This window comes from Pseudoalteromonas sp. UBA6610 (assembly GCF_002433295.1).
Taxonomy (GTDB): Bacteria; Pseudomonadota; Gammaproteobacteria; order Enterobacterales; family Alteromonadaceae; genus Pseudoalteromonas; species Pseudoalteromonas atlantica.
On record NZ_DJHW01000022.1, the window covers coordinates 1 to 13116 of the forward strand.

Annotated in this window: 12 protein-coding genes; 5 read left to right on the top strand and 7 right to left on the bottom strand. The window is 40.0% G+C overall.

Annotation, left to right across the window (positions count from 1 at the left end; genetic code table 11):
* Nucleotides 1–57: 57 nt before the first annotated feature.
* Nucleotides 58–1710, top strand: coding sequence for a long-chain-fatty-acid--CoA ligase FadD (fadD, locus tag B4F91_RS02980; protein ID WP_004586367.1), 1653 nt, complete (start codon nucleotides 58–60; stop codon nucleotides 1708–1710).
* Between the two features lie 51 nt (nucleotides 1711–1761).
* Nucleotides 1762–2892 (top strand): ribonuclease D, encoded by a 1131-nt coding sequence (gene rnd / locus B4F91_RS02985; protein ID WP_096042992.1) that lies wholly within the window; start codon nucleotides 1762–1764, stop codon nucleotides 2890–2892.
* Between the two features lie 190 nt (nucleotides 2893–3082).
* Here rnd and B4F91_RS02990 read toward each other — a convergent pair whose 3' ends face one another.
* The gene (locus B4F91_RS02990; protein WP_286938424.1) at nucleotides 3083–4768 is read right to left on the bottom strand and encodes an RluA family pseudouridine synthase; all 1686 of its coding nucleotides are present in this window, start codon (nucleotides 4766–4768) and stop codon (nucleotides 3083–3085) included.
* A 70-nt stretch (nucleotides 4769–4838) separates the two neighbouring features.
* Nucleotides 4839–5735 (bottom strand): LysR family transcriptional regulator, encoded by an 897-nt coding sequence (locus tag B4F91_RS02995; RefSeq protein ID WP_286938423.1) that lies wholly within the window; start codon nucleotides 5733–5735, stop codon nucleotides 4839–4841.
* A gap of 134 nt (nucleotides 5736–5869) precedes the next feature.
* On the opposite strand from B4F91_RS02995, the gene B4F91_RS03000 reads away from it, so the two are divergent.
* A complete protein-coding gene (locus B4F91_RS03000; protein WP_121638528.1) occupies nucleotides 5870–6592 on the top strand; it encodes an outer membrane protein in 723 nt (240 codons plus the stop codon).
* Between the two features lie 85 nt (nucleotides 6593–6677).
* Here B4F91_RS03000 and minE read toward each other — a convergent pair whose 3' ends face one another.
* Genes minE through minC form a run of 3 tightly spaced genes read right to left on the bottom strand, consistent with a single transcriptional unit; the run spans nucleotide 6678 to nucleotide 8465 of the window.
* Complete coding sequence (gene minE, locus B4F91_RS03005) at nucleotides 6678–6941, bottom strand: cell division topological specificity factor MinE (RefSeq protein WP_004586362.1); 264 nt, start codon at nucleotides 6939–6941, stop codon at nucleotides 6678–6680.
* A gap of 1 nt (nucleotide 6942) precedes the next feature.
* On the bottom strand, nucleotides 6943–7752 hold the full coding sequence (gene minD / locus B4F91_RS03010; protein ID WP_024031716.1) for a septum site-determining protein MinD: 810 nt from the start codon (nucleotides 7750–7752) through the stop codon (nucleotides 6943–6945).
* 5 nt (nucleotides 7753–7757) lie between these two features.
* Complete coding sequence (gene minC, locus B4F91_RS03015; protein WP_004586360.1) at nucleotides 7758–8465, bottom strand: septum site-determining protein MinC; 708 nt, start codon at nucleotides 8463–8465, stop codon at nucleotides 7758–7760.
* Nucleotides 8466–8621: 156 nt separating this feature from the next.
* Between minC and B4F91_RS03020 the strand changes: the two genes are divergently transcribed.
* Nucleotides 8622–8909: a YcgL domain-containing protein gene (locus B4F91_RS03020; RefSeq protein WP_004586359.1), complete on the top strand. Its 288-nt coding sequence runs from the start codon at nucleotides 8622–8624 to the stop codon at nucleotides 8907–8909.
* On the top strand, nucleotides 8902–9918 hold the full coding sequence (locus tag B4F91_RS03025) for a lytic murein transglycosylase (protein ID WP_004586358.1): 1017 nt from the start codon (nucleotides 8902–8904) through the stop codon (nucleotides 9916–9918). Before B4F91_RS03020 ends, B4F91_RS03025 begins: the two co-directional genes overlap by 8 nt.
* A 53-nt stretch (nucleotides 9919–9971) precedes the next feature.
* Here B4F91_RS03025 and B4F91_RS03030 read toward each other — a convergent pair whose 3' ends face one another.
* Nucleotides 9972–10523 carry a GbsR/MarR family transcriptional regulator gene (locus B4F91_RS03030; protein ID WP_004586357.1) on the bottom strand — a complete coding sequence of 184 codons (552 nt, stop codon included), beginning with the start codon at nucleotides 10521–10523 and terminating at the stop codon, nucleotides 9972–9974.
* Between the two features lie 154 nt (nucleotides 10524–10677).
* Nucleotides 10678–13095, bottom strand: a complete 2418-nt coding sequence (locus tag B4F91_RS03035; protein ID WP_286938420.1) for a TonB-dependent receptor — start codon at nucleotides 13093–13095, stop codon at nucleotides 10678–10680.
* Nucleotides 13096–13116: the final 21 nt, after the last annotated feature.

The following is a 13116-nucleotide window of genomic DNA, read 5'->3' on the forward strand; positions in this document are numbered from 1 at the left end:
AAAGTGCCTTACTTAGATTAAGGTTAATAAAAATATAATTATAAACAGGGGCTAAGAGTGGAAAAAATCTGGCTTAAGCGCTACCCAGAAGGTATGCCTGAAACAATCGATCCTGAGCATTACAACTCGTTACTCGAAGTGTTCGAAAAAAGTTTTACCGATTACAAAGATTTACCTGCATTTACGAATATGGGTAAAACATTATCGTATGATGAAATAGATACAGCGACACAACGTGTTGCCTCGTATATTCAAAATGATTTAGGTTTGAAAAAAGGCGACAAAGTTGCCGTAATGATGCCTAACTTGTTACAAACGCCTATCGCTATTTTAGGTATTTTACGTGCAGGGTGTGTGGTGGTTAACGTAAACCCACTTTACACAGTACGAGAGCTTGAGCATCAATTAAAAGACTCTGACGCGTCAGCTATTTTTATATTGGCTAACTTTGCAGACACGCTTGAAAAAGCACTTGCAAAAACGGATGTAAAACACATTGTTGTTACCCAAGTGGGCGACATGGTGGGTGGTATTAAAAAGCATATCGTTAATTTTGTGGTTAAATACATAAAAAAAATGGTACCTAGCTACAGCCTACCAAATACAATTAAGTTTTCAGATGTGTTAGCAGGTGACCCTGCAAAGTATACGCGCCCAGAAATGAGCTTATCTGATCTGGCCTTTTTACAATATACAGGTGGTACAACCGGCGTATCTAAAGGGGCGATGTTAAGTCATGGCAACATGGTTGGTAACCTTGAGCAAGTATCGGGCTGTTTAGATAAAGTATTAGACCGTGGTACTGAAGTTGTTGTTACTGCATTACCGCTTTATCATATATTTGCGTTAACGGCTAACTGCTTAACGTTTATGAAATACGGTGGTTTGAATGTATTAATTACAAACCCACGTGATATGCCAGCTTTTGTTAAAGAGCTAAATCAGCATAAATTTACTGCTATTACCGGTGTAAATACCCTGTTTAACGGGTTACTTAATACACCAGGGTTTGCAGAGCTTGATTTTAGTCATTTAAAAATGTCATTAGGTGGCGGCATGGCGGTACAACGTCCTGTAGCCGAAAAATGGCAAAAAGTAACTAATTCTAAATTGATGGAAGGTTACGGTTTAACTGAGTGTGCACCGCTTGTAACTGTAAGCCCGTACGATTTAGAAGCTTATAATGGCTCTATTGGTTTACCTGCTCCTAATACCGAAATTAAGCTAATGCTTGAAAACGGTGAAGAAGCGGCAAAAGGTGAACCCGGTGAGCTATGGGTTAAAGGCCCACAAGTTATGCTAGGTTACTATAACCGCCCAGATGCAACCGCAGAATGTTTGCAAGATGGCTGGTTTGCTACCGGCGATATTGCCACATACGACGATGAAGGCTTTTTCTATATTGTTGACCGCAAAAAAGACATGATCATTGTATCGGGCTTTAATGTGTTCCCAAATGAGATAGAAGAAGTGGTTGCCATGCACGACGGCGTACTAGAAGTTGCGGCTATTGGTATTCCGCACGATGTAAGTGGCGAACAAGTTAAAGTTTTTGTTGTTAAAAAAGACCCTTCTTTAACTGAAAAAGATATAATAAATCACTGTCGTGATAATTTAACTAATTATAAGGTGCCTAAACTCGTTGAGTTTAAGGATGAGTTACCTAAAACAAATGTAGGTAAAATTCTCAGAAGAGCCCTAAAAGATTAGTAAACTATAAAAAAGCCGGCATTAGCCGGCTTTTTTATTGTAGGAGATTAAGTGCAATACCAATTGATCGAAACACAAAATCAACTCAACACCTTTGTTGAGCAAATAAAAAACAAGCCTATTTTAGCCATAGACACAGAGTTTATGCGCCGCCGTACTTTGTACCCTGAAGTTGCACTTATTCAAGTATATGATGGCGAGCATCTCGCCCTTATAGATCCACTTGCTGAACTCTCGCTATTTGAATTTTGGCAAATATTACAAGATCCATCAGTACTGAAAGTGTTGCATTCACCCTCAGAAGATATTGAAGTATTTCAAAAATATGCAGGCTTTGTACCCGCTCCATTGTTTGATACACAATTTGCTCTTCAGCTTTTAGGCGAAGGCAACTGTATGGGCTTTGCGCTAATGGTAAAAGAGCTATTAGGCATAGAAATAGACAAAAGTGAATCGCGAACTAATTGGCTACAGCGCCCATTAACTAAAAAGCAGCTCGATTATGCAGCCGCTGATACGTTTCATTTACTGCCTTGTTTTGAACTAATAATTGAGCGTATAAACAAAGCTGAGCTATTTGATATTGTAATAAATGAGAGCGAGTTAATTGCAAATAAACGCGCCTTTCAAACCCCAGATGAGCTGCTTTACAAAGATATAAAAAACGCATGGCAACTAAAACCGCACGAGCTCGCGGTATTAAAAGAATTAGCCGTATGGCGTCGTAATAAAGCTATTCGTAAAAATTTAGCGCTTAATTTTGTGCTTAAAGAGCACAACATGACGGAAATTGCTAAACGTGGGCCTTCGAGCTTAAATACGCTAAGACAAATTCCGGGTGTTGAGTCGATGGAAGTAAACCGCTCTGGAGTTGAAATACTAAAGTGTATTGAAAAGGCCAAAGCACTCCCGGTTGATGAGCATCCGCCTGTGCTTAAACGTTTAATTGATTTTCCGGCTTATAAAAAAGTAGCTAAAGATATTAAGCAAAAAATCACTAAAGTGGCAAAAGAGCAGGGTATACCAGAGGATGTAATGGCCTCTAAAAAGCAAATTAATCAGCTTATTAGCTGGAATTGGAAACTCACCGATGAGCAAAAGGTAAATCATATTAAACCTGATTTACTTAATTCTTGGCGCTACAGTTTTGTTAAAGACGCACTTAAAGAGTGGGATAATTAAACCCACTTTTTAAGCTAACAGGCTATGTTATACCAATTCGCAATAATATTTAATCATTTTTAGGGGCTAAACGTGTCGCTATCTGCGTTAAAAAATTCTCATTTAGAACAACTAAATAGCGATTTTTTTGCCTTGCTATCAACACGTTTTTTCATCCTCAAAATAGATCACTTAATTATGCGAATTGGTATTAAAAATCGGGCGCTACGCTGAACGTTAAACGCTTATGTGTAATGGGGTGATCTAGCGCCAAATACTCGGCATGTAAGTGTAACCTGTTGGCTTTTTTACCGTAATGTGTGTCACCAATAATAGGCATATTAAGCCCTAAGTGATGAGCGCAGTGTACTCTTAACTGGTGAGTGCGGCCCGTTTTAGGGTAGAGCTGTAGACGTGTAATATTGTTTTTTCGTTCAAGCACCTGCCATGTAGTAAGTGCGGGTTTGCCGTTTTTATAACAAACAAGCTGGCGTGGCTTATCGTCAAAATCAAGTCTCAAGGGCAGCTCTATCTTGCCACTGTCCTTGGGCACAATACCATCAACCAGCGCAATGTAACGTTTATCAATGGTGCGGGCAATAAATTGCTTTTGTAGTGCTTTGTGGGCTCGTTTATTGAGCGCCACCACTAATAAACCTGATGTAGACATATCTAGTCTGTGCACAATTAACGGGCCTGTAGCGTGCGGAAATTGCGTTTGAATACGTAAATACACAGAATCTTCAATATTGACACCTGGTACAGATAAAAACTCGCTGGGCTTGTTTACAATAACAATATCATCGTCTTGATAGACAATCGGCAGCGTTTTACCTTCAGCAGGGTTAACGAGTAGCGGGTTATCTTCTATGCTGAGGCCTTTTAACATGTGCGATAAAATAGGTTGGCACTTACTGTAGCAAGAAGGGTAATAGTTTTTATGTTGGCGTATTGCCGATTTAGGTGCGCCCCCCCACCAAAACTCAGCCATAGCCACTGGCTTTAAATTATTAAGGTAAGCGTATTGTAATAGCTTGGGCGCAGCGCAATCTCCCGCACCTGATGGCGGAGTATGCTCTGGCAATGCTGAAAATATGGCATTGAGATCTTTAACTTCATGCTCTGCATTTAAAAACTGGTACTGCGCAAACACTTGCTTTTGTAAGTTTTTAGATAAAACTTTACGGCGTTTTTTTAACTGTTTTATTTCGTCGTGTAGGGCATTAAGCGCCTGCTGTTGCTGAGTTATTTTATCATGCCAGTGATCTTTTATGCTTTGATAGTATTTTTTATCTTCTATGCTTTGTTTGGCCAATTCATTCAAGCTTGCTTGTTGCTCAGGCGTTATCGCTTGGCTTTGCTCAATTGCAAGTGCACTGCGCGCCTTTTTACGTGTTTTTCTATTGGCTTGCATTACGCTTTGTTGAGCGTGTAACTGCTGATCAAACGCGGCTTTATCGGCATTTAATGACGCTGTTAATTTATTCAATGTACTTGCATTTTCTAGGGCATGTATTTGCGCATTTATTTCGTTAATTATTTTACTTTCTTTTAAATAACTCACATCTTCCAGTGCCATTGTAGATACATTAGGCACGCATTTTATATCGGTATTTAAATTTTCAAGCTGGCCTGAATACGCCGCTAAAAAGCCAAGTTGTTGTTGCTGGTTTTGTACAACCAGTACACCAAACATTTTGCCATCATTCGTTGCTGTATTACTGCTGTCATTTTCGTTATACGGTAAATGCGTTTCAAGTTGCTGCTGCAATTGTGTTGCGGCTAAAACAGATAACGGATGAGGTTGGTAGTAAAAAGGAAACGTAAATTTATCTGGAAGCGGTATAGAATCTACAGAGCAATCAAATAAAGTAAAACAAGAAGCGTGATTTAACATAGCAAAGTAATAGCAGGCATAAAGCAAAGTAATGGGCTCATAATAACATATTCACTTAAGGGGTACTCGCTTAATCCTCTGCGGTTATTAAACCGCGCTTAGCTAAAAAGCGCACTAATAATAGTGTTAGGTTTTCTCTGCGTGCATTATTTGGCCATACCGCATAGTAACCAAGCGGCTTGAGTTGCCAGTTAGGTAAAATGTGAATGAACTCTTCTCGTGCTAATTGTTTTTTTACTAGGTTTTCGGGCAATATGCCAAGACCCAAGTTTTCAGATACAAAGTGACTTATTGCAAGCGCACTATTTACATTTACGCGCGACTTTTCACAAATACACACCACTTCGCCATTTGGAGAGGTAAAATCTACAGTGCTGCCGCGCATACTAAAATGAACCCAATCCCACTGTTTTAAATCGTTTGGGTGCGTAGGGGGTTGATGCTTACTCGCGTACTTACTTGAGGCAACTAAAAAGCGTTTACTCTCTCCAATTTTACGCGCCATGAGTGAGCTGTCTTCTAGCCAGCCAACTCGAATACTTAAATCGAGTCCTTCATCCATTATATTTATTACTTGGTCTGTGTAATTAAGAGACAAGTTCACTTTTGGGTAGGTTTGCACAAATTCTGCTATCGCGGCTGAAATTTCGGAGCTTGCTAAAAAGGCGGGCAGCGATATTTTTAAAGACCCTATAGGCTCATCACCCACAGAGTTAATCTCGTTCAAACCTGCCTCTGCGTGTTTTGTTATGTTTTCTACGTGGGCGTAAAATTTTTCACCTTCAGGGGTAAGCGACAATTTACGGGTTGTTCTATGTAATAAAGTGACGCCTAAAAACTGTTCTAAGTTAGAAACACTATGGCTAACACGTGAAGGTGCTATGCCAAGCTCCTTAGCTGCAATACGAAATGAACCGCCAGCAACCACTTTGGCAAAAATAGCCATGTGTCGTAAATAGTTAATCATTGTTCTGAAAGTCGGAATTGTATTGTGCCGTTATTGTATCTATTCGCTTGTGTATCTAAAAGTTATATTAACTGCGAATTCAACACTAGCCTTACAGTCCAATAATTTGGTTGATAAAAAAATCAGGAATAACAATGAACACATTACAAAAAACTATAGTTGCCGCAATTGCTTTAGCGTGTACCACGCCTACTTTAGCTAGTGCAGAGGGATTTTATGGAACTGCACATGTAGGCTATAGTTCGCAAGCAAATGACTCTCAAGCCATTGGTAACAATATTGCCGTAGATAGTGATTTTCCATCTGAATTTGATGCCGGTGAGGGCAGTGTAGGCAGTATTGGTTTAGGTTATCAGTTCAATCCTCAATTTAGAGTAGAGGCGCGTATTAGCTATCATGATACTGACTATAGCGATACAAAAGTTGGCGTGGGTGCACGCGAAGGTGAGCAGTATGTATTAAAGGGGGATTTAAAAACTACCACTTATACAATTGAAGGCTTTTACGATTTTGATAACAGTACCGCGTTTACGCCTTATATTAAAGCGGGGTTAGGGGTTGCCGATAACAGCTATTCTGCAAAATTAGGTGGTGCAGGCATTAGCGCCTTTGACGCATTCGATGGAAATGTTGATGGCTATTACGATGCGTATGCTGATGACGATTCAACTGAATTTACATGGAATATTGGTGCAGGGGTTAACTATCAAATAACTAAAACTATGTCGTTATACACTGAGTATCAATACATTGAATTTGGTGATGTGCAAACGGGGCAAGATGCATTTACTGATGGCTTTAAAATTGACAGTGCAGCAAGCCATGAGTTTTTACTTGGTTTACGTGTAAACTTTTAAATTTAAAACACAACACAATGCACCACATACGTGTAGTGAGTGTGCAAAGCAAAAAGCGGCATTTAAAATGCCGCTTTTAGTTGTGCTACTTTTTTTCTTCGTCAGGTAATGTCACGTTGAGCTCAAGTACCGCTAAATCATCTTCGTTTTGATCAAACTGTACCTGCACTGCATCAGTGTTTACATTTACGTACTTACGGATCACATCTAAAATATCTTGTTTTAATTGTGGTAAGTAATCCGGTGTTCCGCGTTGCGAACGCTCGTGCGCGACAATGATCTGCAATCGCTCTTTTGCTAATGACGCGCTATTTTTCTTTTCTGAGCGGAAGTAGTCAAGTAAAGACACATTAACCTCCAAAAATCCGTTTAAATAAGCCTTTTTTCTCAACATCTAAGAAGCGAAAATCGACTGTTTCACCGAGTAAGCGATTGATTGCATCAGCGTATGCTTGCCCTGCATCTGAATCACCATCAAGTATTACTGGTTGGCCTGAATTAGAAGCACTTAATACCGCTTGCGACTCAGGGATAACACCAAGTAAAGGAATCGACAGAATATCTTTAACATCTTCTACCGATAACATTTCACCTTTTTCAACTCGCTCAGGGTTGTAGCGTGTTAATAATAAGTGTTCTTTAATATTTTCTAGGCCTTCTTCAGCACGTTTTGATTTGCTGTGTAAAATACCTAAAATTCTGTCTGAATCTCGAACCGAAGATACTTCAGGGTTTGTTGTCACAATTGCTTCATCAGCAAAGTACATGGCCATCATTGCGCCGGCTTCAATACCTGCAGGTGAATCACACACAATGTAGTCAAAGTCTTCTTTTAGTTCGTTTAAAACGCGCTCTACGCCTTCGCGGGTAAGGGCATCTTTATCACGTGTTTGTGATGCGGGTAGTAAAAATAATTTTTCAACGCGTTTATCTTTAATAAGCGCTTGATTTAGGTTGGCTTCGCCGTTTATTACGTTTACAAAATCGTATACTACGCGGCGCTCACACCCCATAATTAAATCTAGATTACGTAAGCCAATATCAAAATCGATAATAACTGTTTTATAGCCTTTTAAAGCTAAACCGGTGCCTATTGCAGCACTTGATGTTGTTTTACCAACACCGCCTTTACCAGAGGTAACGACAATTACTTTTGCCATGAGATTTATCCTTTAACCAAAGCTGAAATTTCTAATGATTCGTTTTTTTGTTGTATTTGTACTGCATTGCCCCAGTGCTCACCTTGTAATGAGTCGCTGATCCAGTAATTGCCATCAATTGAAACCAATTCGGCTTCGAGCTTTTGGCAATAAATGCAGGCGTCTTTAATCCCTTTTGCACCTGCAATAGCACGCCCGCGTAAGGTGCCATAAATATGCACATTACCATCGGCTATTACTTCTGCACCATGGCTAACTGCACCAAGTACAATTAAGTCTCTGTCTTTTGCATAAACTTGCTGCCCTGAGCGTACCGTGCCATTAATTACTTGCGCAGGTAGGTACACGTTTTTTTCAACAATAGAGGTATTTGGCGCCTCTTGTTTAACGGGTGCACTTTTAGCATCTTGCGAGTAATTTAGTACAGAAAGGCCAGCGGCTTTAGCTTGCGTGTGTTGCTCATCTGAGCCATTACAAACACCTACAGCATTAAAGCTCATACGCTCAATGAGAGATTTTAAATGTACAAAATCAAGTGAGCTGTTTTTAATTTCTTCTAAATTAACAACAATAGGCGCTCCTTCAAAAAAACGAGGAGCTTGGGCTATTTTTACATACAACTGTTCTGCTAGAAGGGCGATATCAGTGCTATAAAGATGCAATACTGACAACGTGAAAAGGTTCCCTTTTAGCTCAAAAATTTGTTCCGACATACACGCTCAATTGATTTGTCTGATTAGAAATTAATTTTTAGATAAACGTAGGCTGAATAAGGCCTTTAATGAAATTTCTAATCTAATTTTTCTAACTTATTATTACTCTCATGTTATAGTGTGCGGCAATGTTAAGCAAGATTAAATAGGGCCATTATGCTCACTGCGGTATATAAAAGTAAGAAAAAAGCGGATACCTTCTTATTTGTTGAAAAAAGAGATGATTTTAGTAAAGTGCCTGAACCTTTACTGGCTATGTTTGGTCAACCTATTTATGTAATGATTATCAATTTAGCAAAGCGTGATCATTTAGGCGGTGCCGACCTTGAAACAGTAAAAGCAGCGTTAGCTGACCCAGACAAGGGTTACTATTTGCAAATTCCACCGCCGGAAGAAAATTTACTTAGCCAATTACGAAAAGAAAACGGAGTTGATAGTGATTAAAAAGTTAGCCGTAATTTTATGCTCAGTGTGTTTAAGTGGCTCTGTAGTTGCTAAAACGCAGGCCGAATTTCAAACTTATTTAAGTGACTTAAAACAAGAGGCCATTGCTAAAGGGTACGATAGCAAGTTAATAGATGATGCATTTGCGACTGCCTCATACAAAGAAAAAGTAGTATCTGCTGATAAAAACCAGCCAGAGGTTAAAGAAACCCTCGAAACCTACTTACCAAAACGTGTACCGCAATGGAAAATTGATCGTGCACGTAAACTCTACGCAGAAAATAAAGATGTATTGGAACAAGTTGCAAAAGAGTTTGGCGTACAAGCACGCTTTATAGTGGCATTATGGGGCCTTGAAAGTAACTTTGGCACAATACAAGGTGGCCATAATGTTATTTCATCGCTAGTGACGCTTGCCTTTGATGGTCGTCGTGAAGCACTTTATAAGCGCCAGCTTTGGGCAGCATTAGATATTTTAAAGTCAGGCCATATTACGCTTGATAAATTTAAAGGCTCTTGGGCTGGAGCAATGGGGCAAACTCAGTTTATGCCTACCTCTTTTAACGCCTACGCTGTTGATTACAATAACGACGGCCGTAAAGATATTTGGACCACAAAAGAGGATGCATTTGCATCTATTGCCAATTATTTAAAACAAGAAGGTTGGAATGACTCACTAACTTGGGGTCGCCAGGTAAAATTACCTGAAAATTTTGACAGTAAATACGTGCTAAAACGTGGCACTAAAACACGTAAGCAATGGTTAGAATATTGGAACGACTCAGAGCGCTCGCTTGCAGACTGGCAAGCACTGGGTGTACGCAAAGCTGACGGGTCTGACTTACCTAATGTTGATGTACGCGCTGCACTGGTAATGCCCGATGACATTAATGGGCGTATGTACTTAGCGTACGATAACTACAAAGTGTTTATGCACTGGAACCGCTCATATTACTTTGCCACCAGCGTGGGCTATCTATCAGATAGAATTGGGTATCCAAAAATATAATTTATACGCTGTTGTGTAATAAAAAAAGCCGCTAAGCGGCTTTTTTTATTTGTTTAATCATGTTCTTTTTTAAATATTTTATCTTTTAAATCGATAACCTTGCCAATTCCTGAACCAAGCTTCATTAACTTATTAAGTTGCTCTGGGCTTAAGCGTTGTAATTCTGAAGACCACTTAGTAACCGTTTCGAGTAAGTTGTGGATTTCGCCCATTTGCTTTTGTGCATAGCGCTCTTCTTCGTTGTTTGCTTCGTCTAAAAGGTTATCACGCAGCAAACTTAGGGTAGGATCTATTTCACGCTTTTTACGCTCTTCAAATACGCGATTAGCCATATCCCAAATTTCACCCGCTGGGGCGTAATATTCTTTACGATCACCAGGGATATGATGCACTTTAATTAATTGCCATGACTGGAGCTCTTTAATTCCCATGCTTACATTGCCACGCGAGATACTTAGCGCATCGGCAATCTCATTTGCGGTCATGGGCTCTTTGGTGATGATCAGCAAACCGCACATTTGGCCAATCGTACGATTGAAACCCCAACGGCTGCCCATTTCACCACAGTGCATAACAAAGGCTAAGTTTTTTTCAGATAGACTCATAGCTTTTTAAGTTTCAGTAAATTCAGAAAGTAATGCTAGCACGCTTATAAATTATAGCAACGTTTAGCCTGGTATCTTTTGTAGAGTATTAAATCAAGATTAGGTTTAATTTACTCCTACTTTTAGTAGGAGTAAATTAATTGCTTAGGCAGGGTTAAAGTGTGTAGCTAAAGCTGAGCTTAGCGTTGCGCTCTTCGCCTGGCATACCACCTAAAAACATGGCTTTAGAGTAGTACTTTTTATTAAACAAATTGTTTAAATTAAGCTGCATGTGCCACTTATCAGTGGTGTACGAAACTGCTGCGTCGTACACCGTGTAGCTTGGTACATAGCCATCAGGAATACTAAATGAGCTTGAGTTAGTGCTTCTGTTATCTACAAAAGTAATACCGCCACTTATGTTAATAGCCTCAGGTAGGTTAAACATATCGGCGTAGTAGGTAACCCACGTACTTGCCGTTACATACGGTACGCCTTTTTGGCGCGTATCGTAACTGCTGCTATTTGGATTAGATTTATCGCGGGCATCTTGGTATACGCCGTTTACATTTACTTTCCATTGCTCGTTTAAGTGCGCATTTAAATCGAGTTCAACGCCTTTGGTTTGCTCTTCACCATCGTAGTAGCTTTCTACTACATCAGGCCCAGACACTCCGGCTTCATACAGTGGGTTTGTGTATTCAAGGTTTGTACGCGCGCTTTCAAATACTACCAGTGATGCTAAAAGCTGATCATCAAATGCTTTAAATCTAAAGCCTAAATCGTTACTGATAGACTCAGAGTCTTCACGGTCGGCCTCTGTACCTGCTACTGAGCCTAATACACTGTAGGCAGTACGGCCTTTAGCGTGGTTAATAAACACGGAAAAGTTTTCAGTAGGCTGATACGTTGCGCCTAAGTTATAAGTTAAGCCACTGTCTGATGTGTTTGCTTCAGGCGTTGGCTCAGCGCGGCTTGAGCTATAACGCTCATCTACACCATAGTGCTCATATGTTTGCTTAATGCGATTATAAGCAACACCAACTCGAGTTGTAAGCTGCTCAGTAATATAGCCTACGTGTTGAATACCTAAGCCCCACGCTTGTACTTTTTTGTTGTAGTCACTTGTTTTTAGCGGGTCGTAGTCATCAAAACTGCCTGTTGGCCAATTTGGCGAGCGCATATCATAAATATATGGCAGCGTGCCTTGGTAAAGTACATTTCCTTCGCTGTCGTAAATAACTTTGTCTGCATCGTAAATAGAATACTGTTTAAAGCGAATGTCTCTGTCTTCGTAGTTTGCATTAACCAGTAATTCGTTATCCACGTCGCCTAACATAAAGTCATAGCGCAAATCTAAGAAATACTGCCATGACTTTTCATCAGCTTCTACTTGGCGGTATTCTTGGCGTCGCGCTGCAAACGGGTAAAGCACACCGTCTTCAACTAACGGGGCACGCGGGTCGTTATTTATAATGCCATCGCGTGTTGAATACACATAATTAAACGCACCTGTTTGACGAGCAAAGCTTGATGTGTAGTTACGGTACTGTAACTGCTGATTTAAAAATAAATCATCTGTAATAAAGTAATTATGGGTTAGCTTAAAGCGAAGCTCTTCACCTTCATTATCATCCGCCATAGGAGAGATAATACCGTTAGTACCAAAATCGTACGGGGTAAGGCCATCGGTTGATGAAAGCGACTGTGCCAATTGTGTTTGTTGAGCCGCAGTTAATTGAACACCATTACCAGATGGGTCATTTACTAAATCTTCGCCAGTTACTTCACCTGCAGTTAAACCATTGGCGGTTTCTGCATTATAAATTCGAATAGGGTGGCCAATAGAATCTACTGCAATTGAGTCTTTAATATAGGCAGCAGAGAGCATGATATCTTGCTTGTCACTTAGTATGTATTTAAGCGAGGTATAAATTTCGTCGCGGTCTTCTTTTAAATCACGAAAGCCATCGCTTGAGGCCGTTTTAGCCATTACGCGATACGCTAGGTCATCGGTAATCGCATTGGTGCTATCAAAGGCAAGTGAATAACTATCCCATTGGCCAAGTTCGGCAGATATTTTATGTTTTTCTTCAAACTCAGGCTTTTTTTCAATCAGATTTATAACACCACCAGCACTGCCTATACCATATAAACCGGTAGCAGGGCCTTTAAGTACTTCAACCGACTCAACATTAGTGAGTGAACGAGTTGGGTTAAATGTATTACCTAAGCCTGCACCGCCATACATACCATCGTAAGTGTAATTAGCATCAAGACCACGAATGACTAAATTGTCGCCTATACCGTAGTTATTACCGGCTTGAGTTAAACCACTTACATTACGTACAAGCTCTTGTAGGCTATCTACACCTTGTGACTCTATAAGTTCACGGTCAATAATAACAACCGGTGCCGGTGTTTCCATTAAAGACATGTCTGATTTAGTTGCAAGGCCTGAGCTCATTACAACTTGGTTTTGCTTTTCGTAAACGCTGATGCGCTCAATGTCTTTTTCAGCCGTTGTTGCAGCAACCGCTAATGATGCGTTTAAACACGCAAGTGTAACAAGAGAGTATTTGAACTTTTTCATATTGATAATTATTCGCATTCC